The organism is Cupriavidus sp. 2SB (genome assembly GCF_005503625.1).
In the GTDB taxonomy this organism is placed as follows: Bacteria; Pseudomonadota; Gammaproteobacteria; order Burkholderiales; family Burkholderiaceae; genus Cupriavidus.
This window is the reverse complement of record NZ_SCMX01000008.1, coordinates 63,527-76,469: the sequence shown is the minus strand read 5'-3', so window position 1 is coordinate 76,469 and position 12,943 is coordinate 63,527. Positions and strand designations below refer to the sequence as shown.

At 63.1% G+C, this 12,943-nt stretch carries 12 protein-coding genes; 5 read left to right on the top strand and 7 right to left on the bottom strand.

The window, feature by feature from the left end:
- Positions 1 to 114 precede the first annotated feature (114 nt).
- Genes thrC through FFS21_RS05920 form a run of 3 tightly spaced genes read right to left on the bottom strand, consistent with a single transcriptional unit; the run spans position 115 to position 4,167 of the window.
- Positions 115 to 1,566 (bottom strand): threonine synthase, encoded by a 1,452-nt coding sequence (thrC, locus tag FFS21_RS05930; protein ID WP_137923986.1) that lies wholly within the window; start codon positions 1,564 to 1,566, stop codon positions 115 to 117.
- Positions 1,567 to 1,575: 9 nt separating this feature from the next.
- A complete protein-coding gene (locus tag FFS21_RS05925; protein WP_137923985.1) occupies positions 1,576 to 2,886 on the bottom strand; it encodes a homoserine dehydrogenase in 1,311 nt (436 codons plus the stop codon).
- Positions 2,887 to 2,937: 51 nt separating this feature from the next.
- Entirely contained in the window at positions 2,938 to 4,167 is a 1,230-nt protein-coding gene (locus FFS21_RS05920) for a pyridoxal phosphate-dependent aminotransferase (protein ID WP_137923984.1), read from the bottom strand.
- Between the two features lie 307 nt (positions 4,168 to 4,474).
- Here FFS21_RS05920 and FFS21_RS05915 point away from each other — a divergent pair, with 307 nt between their 5' ends.
- The 5 genes from FFS21_RS05915 (at position 4,475) to FFS21_RS05895 (ending at position 9,090) form a co-directional block, all read left to right on the top strand.
- Positions 4,475 to 4,864 carry an Mth938-like domain-containing protein gene (locus tag FFS21_RS05915; protein ID WP_137923983.1) on the top strand — a complete coding sequence of 130 codons (390 nt, stop codon included), beginning with the start codon at positions 4,475 to 4,477 and terminating at the stop codon, positions 4,862 to 4,864.
- 196 nt (positions 4,865 to 5,060) lie between these two features.
- A complete protein-coding gene (locus FFS21_RS05910) occupies positions 5,061 to 5,522 on the top strand; it encodes a peroxiredoxin (RefSeq protein WP_137923982.1) in 462 nt (153 codons plus the stop codon).
- A 391-nt stretch (positions 5,523 to 5,913) separates the two neighbouring features.
- Positions 5,914 to 7,611 (top strand): PhoH family protein, encoded by a 1,698-nt coding sequence (locus tag FFS21_RS05905; protein WP_137923981.1) that lies wholly within the window; start codon positions 5,914 to 5,916, stop codon positions 7,609 to 7,611.
- A 177-nt stretch (positions 7,612 to 7,788) separates the two neighbouring features.
- Complete coding sequence (locus FFS21_RS05900; protein ID WP_137923980.1) at positions 7,789 to 8,352, top strand: hypothetical protein; 564 nt, start codon at positions 7,789 to 7,791, stop codon at positions 8,350 to 8,352.
- Between the two features lie 75 nt (positions 8,353 to 8,427).
- On the top strand, positions 8,428 to 9,090 hold the full coding sequence (locus FFS21_RS05895; RefSeq protein ID WP_137923979.1) for a C40 family peptidase: 663 nt from the start codon (positions 8,428 to 8,430) through the stop codon (positions 9,088 to 9,090).
- Between the two features lie 54 nt (positions 9,091 to 9,144).
- On the opposite strand, the gene FFS21_RS05890 is transcribed toward FFS21_RS05895, so the two are convergent.
- The 4 genes from FFS21_RS05890 to rplI form a co-directional block, all read right to left on the bottom strand.
- The gene (locus FFS21_RS05890) at positions 9,145 to 10,152 is read right to left on the bottom strand and encodes an inorganic phosphate transporter (protein WP_137923978.1); all 1,008 of its coding nucleotides are present in this window, start codon (positions 10,150 to 10,152) and stop codon (positions 9,145 to 9,147) included.
- Positions 10,153 to 10,165: 13 nt separating this feature from the next.
- Positions 10,166 to 10,792 (bottom strand): DUF47 domain-containing protein, encoded by a 627-nt coding sequence (locus FFS21_RS05885; RefSeq protein WP_137923977.1) that lies wholly within the window; start codon positions 10,790 to 10,792, stop codon positions 10,166 to 10,168.
- 169 nt (positions 10,793 to 10,961) lie between these two features.
- Positions 10,962 to 12,353 (bottom strand): replicative DNA helicase, encoded by a 1,392-nt coding sequence (locus tag FFS21_RS05880; RefSeq protein ID WP_137923976.1) that lies wholly within the window; start codon positions 12,351 to 12,353, stop codon positions 10,962 to 10,964.
- A gap of 131 nt (positions 12,354 to 12,484) precedes the next feature.
- Positions 12,485 to 12,937 (bottom strand): 50S ribosomal protein L9, encoded by a 453-nt coding sequence (gene rplI, locus FFS21_RS05875; RefSeq protein ID WP_137923975.1) that lies wholly within the window; start codon positions 12,935 to 12,937, stop codon positions 12,485 to 12,487.
- Positions 12,938 to 12,943: the final 6 nt, after the last annotated feature.

The following is a 12,943-nucleotide window of genomic DNA, read 5'->3' as shown; positions in this document are numbered from 1 at the left end:
GCAAACGAAACAGCCCCCGGCGCGGAACGCTCGGGGGCCGTGGCAGCGGGGCCCGGCAAACCCGATTGTAGCGAGTTGGCGCCGAGCCGGCTTTACGCGTGCTGATACTGCAGATTACAGGCCGGTGTGCGCGGCGATGTACGCCTTGACCTTCTCGGCATCGGCGGGCATGACCTCGAAGCGCTGCGGCAGCGTCTCGATACCGTCGAATGCAGCGGGCCGCTCGGGCTCATGTCCCAGTGCCTCGCGAATCGTGTCCGCAAACTTGGCCGGCAGCGCCGTCTCCAGCACCACCATCGGCACACCCGGCGACAGATGCTCGCGCGCCACCTTCACGCCATCGGCAGTGTGGGTGTCGATGGTCACGCCGTAGCGCGCCTTCACATCGCGGATGGTCGCCAGGCGATCTTCGTGCGTGCTGCGGCCCGAGACAAAGCCGAACTGGCGGATGCGGTCGAATTCCGGCGTGCCGGCCAGATCGAACCCACCCTTCGTATCCACGTCGCGGAACATCGCGGCCAGCTTGTCGCCATCCTGGCCCAGCAGGTCGAACACGAAGCGCTCGAAGTTCGACGCCTTCGAGATATCCATGCTCGGGCTCGACGTGTGGTACGTCTGCGCCGAGGTCCGCACGCGATAGGTGCCCGTGCGGAAGAACTCGTCCAGCACGTCGTTTTCGTTCGTGGCCACCACCAGCTTGTCGATCGGCAGACCCATCATGCGCGCGATGTGTCCTGCGCAGACGTTGCCGAAGTTGCCCGACGGCACGCAGAACGACACCTTCTGGCCGGGGCCATCGGTCGCCAGCAGCCAGCCCTTGAAGTAATAGACCACCTGCGCCACCACACGGGCCCAGTTGATCGAGTTCACGGTGCCAATGCGCTGGCGGGCCTTGTATGCGTGATCGTTCGACACCGCCTTGACGATGTCCTGCGCGTCGTCGAACACGCCTTCGATCGCGATATTGAAGATATTCGGGTCCTGCAGGCTGAACATCTGCGCAGTCTGGAACGCACTCATCTTGCGATGCGGGCTCAGCATGAACACGCGGATACCTTCCTTGCCGCGCATCGCGTACTCGGCGGCGCTGCCGGTGTCACCCGACGTGGCACCCAGGATGTTCAGCTTCAGTCCGGCACGCTTCAGTGCGTACTCGAACAGGTTGCCGAGCAACTGCATCGCCATGTCCTTGAACGCGAGTGTCGGACCGTTGGACAGGCCCAGCAGTTGCAGCTTCGTCCCGCCCTCTCCTTCCACGCCCAGCGTGCGCAGCGGCGTGATATCCGCCGTGTTGTCGCCCGGGCGCGCGTTGCAGTACACCTCGGCCCGATAGGTCTTGCGCGTCAGCGCACGCAGATCCTCGGACGGGATGTCGTCACAGAAGCGCGACAGCACTTCGTACGCCAGGTCGGCGTACGGCAGCTTGCGCCACGCTTCCAGTTCGTCAGCGGTAATTTGCGGATACTGCTTCGGCAGGTAGAGGCCGCCGTCCGGCGCCAGACCGCCGAGCAGGATTTCCGAGAACGATTGCGGCATGTCATGGCCGCGCGTCGACTGATAGTTCATCGCGATTCTTTAATTCAGTTCTTCCATGCGCAGACGCGTCACCGGCGACAGCACCGTCTGCAGGCTTTCGATGCTGCGGATGGCGGCATTGATCTGCTTTTCGCGCGTCAGGTGCGTCAGGATGATGATGTCGGTCTGCGGCTCGCCCTCACGCGATTCCTTCTGCAGCATCGCGTCGATGCTGATGCCGCCTTCGGCCAGGATGCGGGTGATCTCGGCCAGCACGCCGGTCTGATCCGCCACGCGCATGCGCATGTAGTACGAGCTGGTGACTTCCTCGATGGGCAGCACCGGCACGCTCGACAGCTCGTCCGGCTGGAACGCCAGGTGCGGCACACGATGGTTGGGATCGGCCGTGTGCAGGCGCGTCACGTCCACCAGGTCGGCAATCACGGCCGAGGCGGTCGGCTCGGCGCCCGCGCCCTTGCCGTAGTACAGCGTGGCGCCCACGGCGTCGCCCTGCACCAGCACCGCGTTCATCGCACCTTCCACATTGGCGATCAGGCGCGACGCCGGCACCAGCGTCGGATGCACGCGCAGTTCCACGCCTTCCTCACGGCGGCGCGTGATGCCCAGCAGCTTGATGCGGTAGCCCAGCTCCTCGGCGTACTTGATATCGACAGCGGAGAGCTTGGTGATGCCCTCCACGTGGGCGCGATCGAACTGCACCGGCATGCCGAAGGCAATGGCGCTCATCAGCGTGACCTTGTGCGCGGCGTCGATACCTTCGATGTCGAAGGTAGGGTCCGCTTCGGCATAACCCAGTTGCTGCGCTTCCTTGAGCACGGTGTCGAAATCCAGGCCCTTGTCGCGCATTTCGGACAGGATGAAGTTCGTCGTGCCGTTGATGATGCCGGCGATCCACTGGATGCGGTTCGCGGTCAGGCCCTCGCGCAGCGCCTTGATGATGGGGATGCCACCAGCCACGGCGGCTTCGAACGCCACGATCACGCCCTTGCGGCGCGCAGCTTCGAAAATCTCGTTGCCATGCACGGCCAGCAGCGCCTTGTTGGCGGTGACCACATGCTTGCCGTTCTCGATGGCCTTCAGCACCAGTTCGCGCGCGATGCCGTAGCCGCCGATCAGTTCCACCACGATGTCGATGTCGGGGCGCGTCACCACTTCGTTGGCGTCGCTGACTACATCCACCGAGCCACCGGTCAGTTCGCGGGCGCGCTCGGTGTTGAGGTCGGCCACCACCGCAATCTCGATGCCGCGGCCTGCGCGGCGACGAATTTCCTCCTGATTGCGCTGGAGCACGTTGAACGTGCCGCTACCGACGGTACCGATGCCGAGAAGGCCGACTTTGATGGGATTCATGGACGTCTGACTCTGGGTTGCTTGATACGAAAAATGGGGGACGCCCCGGCGTTACAGCGTGCCGTGACGTTTGCGATAGTTCTCAAGGAAGCGCGCCACGCGGTTGATCGCCTCGCGCAGGTCTTCCTCGTGGGGCAGGAACACGATCCGGAAGTGGTCCGGCGCGCCCCAGTTGAAGCCGGTGCCTTGCACCAGCAGCACTTTCGACTCCTGCAACAATTCGTAGATGAACTCCTGGTCGTCCTGGATCGGGTACATCGACAGGTCGAGCTTCGGAAACAAATACAGCGCCGCCTTCGGCTTGACGCAGGTAATGCCGGGAATCTTGGTAATAAGTTCGTAAGCCAGGTCGCGCTGGCGGCGCAGCCGCCCACCGTCGCCCACGAGATCGTTGATGCTCTGGTAGCCGCCCAGCGCGGTCTGGATCGCCCATTGGCCCGGCACATTGGCGCACAGGCGCATCGACGAGAGCATGTTCAGGCCCTCGATATAGTCCTGCGCGGGGCGCTTGTCGCCCGACACCACCATCCAGCCGGCGCGGTAGCCGCACGAGCGATAGTTCTTGGACAGCCCGTTGAACGTGACCGTCAGCACATCGGTCGAGAGCGACCCGATCGACGTATGCGTCACGCCGTCGTACAGCACCTTGTCGTAGATCTCGTCGGCGAAAATGATCAGGCCATGCTCGCGCGCGATGACGACGATTTCCTTCAGCAACTCGTCCGAATACAGCGCCCCGGTCGGGTTGTTCGGGTTGATGATGACGATGCCGCGCGTGTTCGGGGTGATCTTGCGGCGGATGTCGTCGAGGTCCGGCATCCAGCCGTTGCCCTCGTCGCACATGTAGTGGACGGGCGTGCCGCCGGACAGGCTGACCGCAGCGGTCCACAGCGGATAGTCGGGCGCCGGCACCAGCATCTCGTCGCCACTGTTCAGCAGCGCGTTCATCGCCATGACGATCAACTCGGACGCGCCGTTGCCCACATAGATGTCTTCCAGCCCCACGCCCTGGATCTGCTTTTCCTGGGTGTAGTGCATGATCGCCTTGCGCGCGGCGAAAATGCCTTTCGAATCCGAATAACCCGCCGAATTGGGCAGGTTGCGCATCATGTCCTGCTGGATTTCCTCCGGCGCATCGAAACCGAACACGGCCAGGTTGCCGATGTTCAGCTTGATGATCTTGTGGCCCTCTTCCTCCATCTGCCGGGCCTTTTCCAGCACCGGGCCGCGGATGTCATAGCAAACGTTCTGGAGCTTGTTCGATTTCTGGATGGGTTTCACGGCGGAGTTGGCTGAGGTCAGGGCAAGCTGCCCGTCCCGGAGGCAGCGGTATTGGGAATCTTCTGGATTGTCCTGGGTGTCTGGCGGCGCGTATCGCCGTATGGCGTGGCGAGCGTGGCAGACCGGGAGGCAAAAGCTATAAGATATCGGATTATGACAGACTTCGGCATGGATTCTTGCATCGCAGCGTACCTTCCGGACCACTGCGCGCACGATCCTGCCACGAACCCGCCGCGCCCTCCATTCCCTGGCGCTTCCGGCGAGCCTCAGGCCTCCCGGATGCAGCGCGCGGCACGAGGCCCCCGTCTTGAAACTCCACGCAGATTCCCCCCAGAACCTCAATACCGTGACCAGCTACGGTCCCGGCTATGTCGAAATCAACGCCGTGCGGCATGAGCAGTCGGTCCTTGTGCTGCCCCAGGGTGATGTCGAACCCTGGCCCGTTGCGCGGTTCGAGGATCTCGAACCCGCGCACTTCGAGGCCCTGCTCGAAAAAATGCCAGAAGTGGTACTCCTCGGCACTGGCCAGAAGCTGCGCTTCCCGCATCCCCGCCTGACGGCCGCGCTGGCACGCCGGCATATCGGCGTGGACGCGATGGACTTGCAGGCGGCGTGCCGTACCTACAATATCCTGATGGCCGAGGGTCGCCGCGTGGCCGCCATCCTGCTGGTGGAGGATGCCGCGCCGCAGGGGTGATCGCGCGGTCCACTATCCATGCTTGACGGCCACGCCGTCTCGCGGATTGAAGACCGGTGGTTACAGGTTACGCCCGCGCCACGCTTGAAGTCTGGCTGACTGCCCCAATCTGCACCCGCCAATGGCGCAATCCCGGCGCAAGACCGGGGTGCTGCCGACACCGATGACGCACACGCCCTCCAGGAGAGCCACCAGCATGACCGTCAGTCTCAACAAGGCCGTTCCCGACTTCCAGGCTCCCGCTACCGGCGGGGACTTCCGGCTGGCCGACCAGCGCGGCAAGTCCGTGGTCCTGTACTTCTACCCGAAGGACAATACGCCGGGCTGCACCACCGAGGCCATGAACTTCCGCGACCAGCACGAGGCATTCGAGGCGGCTGGCGTGGCGGTGTTCGGCATCTCGCGCGACAGCCTGAAGTCGCATGAGAATTTCAAGACCAAGCTCGAACTCCCCTTCGAACTGATTTCCGACGGCGACGAGGCCATCTGCAATATCTTCGACGTCATCAAGATGAAAAAGATGTATGGCAAGGAAGTGCGCGGCATCGAGCGCAGCACCTTCATCCTCGACGCCAAGGGCGTGCTGCGTCACGAACTGCGTGGCATCAAGGTGCCGAACCACGTGGACGAGGTACTGGAGATCGTCAAGGGATTGTGAGGCCGGCGTGACAGTGGAACCGCTGAACCGCCAATCCAGTTGCGTGCCCGCTACGCCCCTCAGTCCGATTGCCAAACGGAAAACGTTCGGGTAGATTTGGACGCAATGCGTTCAGATCCCAGTTGCCACACTGTTGAATCGTACCGGCCCATCAGGTTGAGTCCCAGGGCTGGTAGCGGACCTGCCGTGTCGTGGGTCCGCGAAAGAAGCCGCCACACCTGTTCTTCAGGCCTGGCGGCTTTTTGTTTGCCCGTCTTCATGCACGATCCATCGCTTTCACGCTCACCCTTCCTCAACCTACTCACCTCACGGTTTCCCGGCTTCCTGCCGTTCGCTGGTCGTACGCAAGCTTTTTCTCGCCCCCGTTAGCCCCCTGAAAGGAACGCCAAGCATGCCGCTGCCTACCATGCCCGCCAAGCCTGCCCAACTGCTGGACCCGAGCGAATTCGCCCCGGTCACACTACCCAAGGCCAAAGCAGCGCAGGGTAAGAAACCTGTGCCGGCCCTCGAGCGTGTGGCTCTGCTCGAGACCGGCGACTCCCAGGCACCCGCCACACGCGCACGCGCCGGCAGCACAACCCGCGCCAAAAAGGCCGAAGCACCGGCGCCGGCCACCACCGCGCCGTCCGCACCAGCGGTCAGCCTGGTCAAGCCGGCTGCCGGTCCTACACGCCGTGCACGCAAGGATACCGGCCCGAGCAAGCTGTTCGTGCTCGACACCAACGTGCTGATGCACGACCCGAGTTCGCTGTTCCGCTTTGAAGAGCATGACGTCTATCTGCCGATGATGACGCTCGAAGAGCTCGACAATCACAAGAAGGGCATGAGCGAAGTCGCGCGTAACGCGCGGATGGTCAGCCGCACGCTCGACCAACTTGTGGGCGGCACCGATGGTGTGCTCGACGAGGGTCTGCCGCTGGCCGGCCTTGGCAATCGCGACGCCGCAGGCAAGCTGTTCTTCCAGACGCGGCTCAACGAGATCAAGTTGCCCGAGGGGCTGCCGCAAGGCAAGGCGGACAACCAGATCCTGGGCGTGGTCAGCGCGTTGCAGCAGCAGTTCCCGGAGCGCCAGGTCGTGCTGGTGTCGAAAGACATCAACATGCGCATCAAGGCGCGTGCCCTGGGCCTGCCGGCCGAGGACTACTTCAACGACCAGGTCCTGGAAGACAAGGACCTGCTGTACTCGGGCGTGATGCAGTTGCCCAACGACTTTTGGGCCAAGCACGGCAAGGGCGTGGAAAGCTGGCAGGACCCGAAGTCCGGCACGATGTTCTATCGCCTGACCGGCCCGCTGGTACCGTCGTTCCTGGTCAACCAGTTCGTCTACCTCGAGCCGATGGACGGCAGCCTGCCGCTCTACGCGCAGGTCAAGGAGATCAACGGCAAGACCGCCCTGCTTCAAACGCTGAAGGACTACACCCACAACAAGAACAACGTGTGGAGCGTGGTCGCCCGCAACCGCGAGCAGAACTTCGCACTGAACCTGCTGATGAGCCCCGATGTCGATTTCGTGACGCTGCTGGGCCAGGCCGGAACAGGCAAGACGCTGCTGGCACTGGCATCGGGGCTGGAGCAGGTGCTCGACCAGAAGATCTACAACGAGATTATCGTCACGCGTGCCACCGTGCCCGTAGGTGAGGACATCGGTTTCCTGCCGGGCACCGAGGAAGAGAAGATGCAGCCCTGGATGGGCGCGTTCGACGACAACCTCGAAGTCCTGCAGAAAAGCGACGACAGCGCCGGCGAATGGGGTCGCGCGGCCACGCAGGAACTGATCCGCTCGCGCATCAAGGTCAAGAGCATGAACTTCATGCGCGGCCGTACCTTCGTGAACAAGTTCGTCATCATCGACGAGGCGCAGAACCTGACGCCGAAGCAGATGAAGACGCTGGTCACACGGGCGGGTCCGGGCACCAAGATCGTCTGCCTGGGCAATATCGCCCAGATCGACACGCCCTACCTGACCGAAGGTTCGTCGGGCCTGACCTACGTGGTAGACCGTTTCAAGGGATGGAGCCACAGCGGCCACGTGACGCTGGCGCGCGGCGAACGCTCGCGCCTGGCAGACCACGCCGCGGACGTGCTGTAGCGTTCATCGGAACACAATTCGACTGGCAAACCCATCGGTCGGCCCATGTTCCATGGCCGGCCGATGTTCATTTCGCATAGTGTGGCGCCTCCGGCCGCGTCGGTCTCCGACTGACAGCCGGCGCTGCACGGCCCGGCTATGATGGCCGGTGTGTCCATGTCGATATGGGAGGCGTCGATGATCCGACAACAATCATTCAGCAGATACCTGTCGAGTAACAGGACGCTGTTTTCCCGCCGCGCCAGCAACACGCGGCGCCGGCGTATTGCGGTGGCCACGCTGGTGGGCGCCACCGTCCTGCTCGCCGCCGCCCTGCAACCGGCCAAGGCGGCGGAAGGCCCGGCGAGTGTGCCGGGTGCCGCCAGTGCAGCGAGTGCGGCTCCGGCACCCGCGGCGGCAAACACGCCCGCCGTGGCGGAAGAAATGGTGATCCGCACGATGGGTCCGGTTAGCTATGTCTGCGGCGGTATTGCGGAAGACCAGCGCGCCAAACTGGCCGAGAAAGAAAAGAACTTCAATATCGGAATCCTGTTCTCGCAGGGCGCCAACAGCGAGTTCATCGCCGATGTTGACGTAAAACTGACACGCGACGGCCAAACCGTTGCCGAATTCCGGGCGGGCGGGCCGCGCTGCCTCATACGTGCGCCAGAAGGCAGCTACAATATCGAGGCCCGTTACAAGGGCCAGCCCAAGACTATCAAGGTGAGCACCGGCACGCGCAACGCGCAACTGCGTTGGTAAATCGACGCAGGTAGTCGCGCAATTCGCTCTCCACGTCGCATCGAGGCTGGTCCGGCTTTTCGATCGACAGGAAGGATGCCGCCCCGCCCGCTCTCACCACCCGCTCCACATGCACACGCGTTTTCACGATCACGCGCTGCGCTGAGCGCGCTGTGCGCCAGCGCCTTGTTGCTGGCCGCCTGCGCAGGTGGCCCGCCGGCACGCCAGACATCATCCCTGCCCCGCACCCCAGGCAAGCCGATGATCGACCCCAGCGCCGGACTCGAGGAAATATCGATCCAGGCGATGTCGCTGGTCGGCACGCCTTATCGCTACGGCGGCAACACCCCCGATTCAGGATTCGATTGCAGCGGCCTGGTCCGTTATGTCGTGTCGCGCGCCGCCAACGTCAACCTTCCCCGCACCACAGATCAGATGGGCCAGCGCGGCACATCGCTGGATCGCAGTCAGGTGGCGTCGGGCGACCTCGTGTTCTTCAACACGACGGGGCGCGCGAACTCGCATGTTGGCATCTACGTTGGCCAGAACCGCTTCGTCCACGCACCCGCTACCGGCGGCACGGTGCGGCTCGAAGACATGGGCAAGTCATACTGGGCTTCGCGATACAACGGCGCGCGTCGCGTGGTGGCTGTGAGCAATCTGCCGATGACGCCCACGCCGATCCCAGCCGCCCCCGTCACCCCGACTGCACCTCCACCGGAAGACGACGACCCCATCGCGGCCTTTGCCCGCCAGTAAGTAAAAAAGCCAGGCGCGAAGCCTGGCTTTTTTATCGGATCGATCCCGCCGATCTCACAGGATCTGCTTGCCTATCCACCAGGCAATCGCCGACATGAATGCCGATGCCGGAATGGTCAGTACCCAGGCCCAGACGATGTTGCCTGCCACACCCCAGCGCACGGCCGACATCTTCTGCGCCGAACCCACGCCAACGATGGCGCCGGTAATGGTGTGCGTGGTCGACACTGGCACGCCCAGTGCCGAGGCGATGAACAGCGTCAGCGCACCCCCCGTCTCCGCACAGAAACCACCCACCGGCTTGAGCTTGGTAATCTTCTGGCCCATGGTCCGGACAATTCGCCAGCCGCCAAACAGCGTACCGAGGCCGATGGCCACGTAGCAGCTCACGATCACCCACATCGGCGGCTCGCCGCCAGAGGCCACGTGGCCGCTCGCAATCAGCAGCATCCAGATGATGCCGATGGTCTTCTGCGCGTCATTGCCACCGTGACCCAGGCTGTAGAGCGATGCCGACACCAGTTGCAGGCGGCGGAACCAGCGGTCCACGCGTGACGGCGGCGTGCGGAAGAACGTCCAGCTCACGATCACCATCATGATCGAGCCGAGCAGGAACCCCAGCAGCGGCGAGATCAGGATGAAGGCCACGATCTTCAGCAGCCCATTGCCCACCAGCGCTCCGGTGCCGGCCTTGGCCACCGCGGCGCCCACCAGGCCACCGATCAGCGCGTGCGACGACGACGAAGGAATGCCGTAGAACCAGGTGATGACGTTCCACGCGATGGCACCGACCAGCGCCCCGAATATCACGTAGTGATCGACGATCGCCACATCGATCGTCCCGGTGCCGACTGTCGCCGCTACCTTCAGATGGAAGATGAAGATCGCCACCACATTGCACATGGCCGCCATGGCCACTGCGTGGTGCGGCTTGAGCACACCCGTGGAAACCACCGTGGCAATCGAGTTGGCCGCGTCGTGGAAGCCGTTCATGAAATCGAACAGCAACGCGAGCGCGACCAGCAGGCCGATCACCCACAAGCTCATTTGTATAGTTTGCATGCCGGTGCGGTTCTCAGGCGTTTTCCAGGACGATGCCTTCGATGATGTTCGCCACGTCCTCGCACTTGTCGGTAATCGACTCGAGCTGTTCGTAGATCGCCTTCAGCTTGATCAGGCGCTTGACGTCGGTTTCCTCGCGGAACAGCTTCGACATCGCAGCGCGCATCACACGGTCCGCTTCCGATTCGAGCTGGTCGATCTGCTGGGCCGTCTTCAGGATGGTGCTGGCATTGCCCATGTCTTCGAGCAGGGCCACCGCGATCTTGACCTGGTCGCAGCACTGCACGCAGATCCGGGCCAGGTGGCGCGCTTCATCGGTCAGGTGGGTCACGTCGTAAAGCGAGATCGTTTCCGCCACGTCTTCCATCAGGTCCAGGATGTCGTCCATGGTCGTGATGAGCTTGTGGATCTCGTCGCGGTCCAGCGGCGTGATGAAGGTCTTGTGCAGCAGGTCGATCGTGTCGTGCGTGACGCGGTCAGCCTTTTTCTCCGTGGCTTGCACGCGGCGGGCATGGGCTTCGGCGTTGGGCAGGTCGTTGACCAGCGCTTCCAGCTCGTGCGCGGCGGTCACCGCACAGTCGGCATGCTGGTTGAAGTATTCGAAGAACTTGCCCTCCGTGGGCATGAATCGACCGAACATGAAATGTCCTTGTGGCGCGCCTCACGGCAGCGCTCGGTTGTGTGGCAAATGGGAGCGGAGCAATCGCACAACAGCCGCCTCGTGGGCGGCTGTCATCAAAGCGCAATATTTTACAGGGTTGCACCGCATGTAGGTGTAACCCCTACGGTGAATATCGCTCAGGTGTCGCTCAGTTGTCGTTATCGAAGAACGCCGGACCGCCACTGAAGTTGTCGAACTTGGTGAACTGGCCCAGGAATGTGAGGCGAACGGTACCAATCGGGCCGTTACGCTGCTTGCCGATGATGATTTCGGCCGTTCCCTTGTCCTGCGAGTCGGCGTTATAGACTTCGTCGCGGTAAATGAACAGGATCACGTCGGCATCCTGTTCGATGGCGCCCGATTCACGCAGGTCGGACATCACCGGGCGCTTGTTCGGCCGTTGTTCCAGGCTTCGGTTCAGCTGCGACAGGGCGATCACCGGACAGTTGAGTTCCTTCGCCAAGCCCTTCAACGACCGCGAAATCTCGGAGATCTCGGTCGCGCGGTTCTCCCCGCCGCCGGAACCTGACATCAGCTGCAGGTAGTCGATGATGATCAGGCCTAGCTGCCCGCACTGGCGCGCCAGGCGTCGCGAGCGCGCCCGCAGTTCCATAGGATTCAGCGCCGGCGTCTCGTCGATGAACAGTTGCGCATCGTTCATGCGCTGGATCGAGTGCGTCAGACGCGGCCAGTCCTCGTCGAGCAGACGACCGGTACGCAGGCGGTGCTGGTCCAGGCGCCCGACCGAGCCGAGCATACGCATGGCCAGTTGCACACCCGCCATTTCCATCGAGAACACCGCGACGGGCAGGCCTTGTTCCACGGCCACATGCTCGCCGATGTTCAGCGAGAACGCGGTCTTACCCATCGACGGACGACCTGCCACGATGATCAGGTCACCGGCCTGCATACCGCTGGTCATGCGGTCGAGGTCGATGAAGCCCGTGGGCACGCCGGTCACATCCGTGGAGCTGTCGCGATGGTACAACTCGTCGATACGCTCCACCACCTGCGTCAGCAGCGGCTGGATTTCCTGGAACCCCTTCTGGCCACGCGACCCCTCTTCCGCAATCGCAAAGACTTTCGATTCAGCCTCGTCGAGCAGCTCGCGCACCTCGCGCCCCTTGGGCGCGAAGGCCGCAGACGCAATGTCGTCGGCCACGGTGACCAGCTTGCGCAGCACCGACCGCTCGCGCACGATTTCGGCGTAGCGGCGGATATTGGCGGCGCTCGGCGTGTTCTGGGCCAGCGAGTTCAGGTAGGCCAGCCCACCCACTTCCTCGGCCTTGCCAGACACCTGGAGCATCTCGAACACCGTGATCACGTCCGCCGGCTTGGTGGCGGAAATCAGGCGGGCGATGCTCTGGAAGATGAGGCGGTGATCGAAGCGGTAGAAATCGGCTTCGGAGAGAAAATCGGCAATACGGTCCCAGGCGGCATTGTCCAGCAACAGGCCACCGAGTACCGATTGTTCGGCCTCGATCGAGTGCGGAGGAACCTTGAGACTGTCTAGTTGGGGATCTGCGGCGGGCGCGTTCATGGGGGGCAATTATAGCGGCGGGAGCCAGGCACGAAGCCGGGCCGCAAACAAAAAAGGCAGGAGCGCTGGCCCCTGCCTTTTCGTGCATCGGACGCACCGGCCAGGCCGGCGCATCGTTTGCCAGGTACGACTTAGACGTGTTCGCCCAGGACGGACACGTTGATGTCGACCAGCACGTCGGTGTGCAGTGCCACGCCAACGGTGTAGTCGCCCACCAGCTTCAGCGGGCCGTTCGGCAGGCGGACCTGCGACTTCTCCAGCTTGAAGCCTTGGCCTTCCAGCGCTTCAGCGATGTCGGCGTTGGTCACGGAACCGAACAGACGGCCGTCCACACCCGACTTCTGGGTGATCTGAACGGTCAGGCCGTCCAGCTTCTGGCCTTCGGCTTGTGCGGCTGCCAGCTTCTCGGCGGCGGCCTTTTCCAGCTCGGCGCGCTTCACTTCGAATTCGGCGATGGCCGTTTGCGTTGCACGGCGAGCGCGCTTGGTCGGGATCAGGAAGTTACGTGCGTAACCGTCCTTCACACGAACGATGTCACCCAGGTTGCCCAGGTTGATGACTTTTTCCAGCAGAATGATTTGCATCGTGTA

Bases quoted from the DNA above. Each gene is read 5' to 3' on its own strand.
- FFS21_RS05905 (WP_137923981.1), top strand. From the start codon at position 5,914: ATGCCGCTGCCTACCATGCCCGCCAAGCCTGCCCAACTGCTGGACCCG.
- FFS21_RS05900 (WP_137923980.1), top strand. From the start codon at position 7,789: ATGATCCGACAACAATCATTCAGCAGATACCTGTCGAGTAACAGGACG.
- FFS21_RS05895 (WP_137923979.1), top strand. From the start codon at position 8,428: ATGCCGCCCCGCCCGCTCTCACCACCCGCTCCACATGCACACGCGTTT.
- FFS21_RS05885 (WP_137923977.1), bottom strand. From the start codon at position 10,792: ATGTTCGGTCGATTCATGCCCACGGAGGGCAAGTTCTTCGAATACTTC.
- FFS21_RS05890 (WP_137923978.1), bottom strand. From the start codon at position 10,152: ATGCAAACTATACAAATGAGCTTGTGGGTGATCGGCCTGCTGGTCGCG.
- FFS21_RS05925 (WP_137923985.1), bottom strand. From the start codon at position 2,886: ATGAATCCCATCAAAGTCGGCCTTCTCGGCATCGGTACCGTCGGTAGC.
- rplI (WP_137923975.1), bottom strand. From the start codon at position 12,937: ATGCAAATCATTCTGCTGGAAAAAGTCATCAACCTGGGCAACCTGGGT.
- thrC (WP_137923986.1), bottom strand. From the start codon at position 1,566: ATGAACTATCAGTCGACGCGCGGCCATGACATGCCGCAATCGTTCTCG.
- FFS21_RS05880 (WP_137923976.1), bottom strand. From the start codon at position 12,353: ATGAACGCGCCCGCCGCAGATCCCCAACTAGACAGTCTCAAGGTTCCT.
- FFS21_RS05910 (WP_137923982.1), top strand. From the start codon at position 5,061: ATGACCGTCAGTCTCAACAAGGCCGTTCCCGACTTCCAGGCTCCCGCT.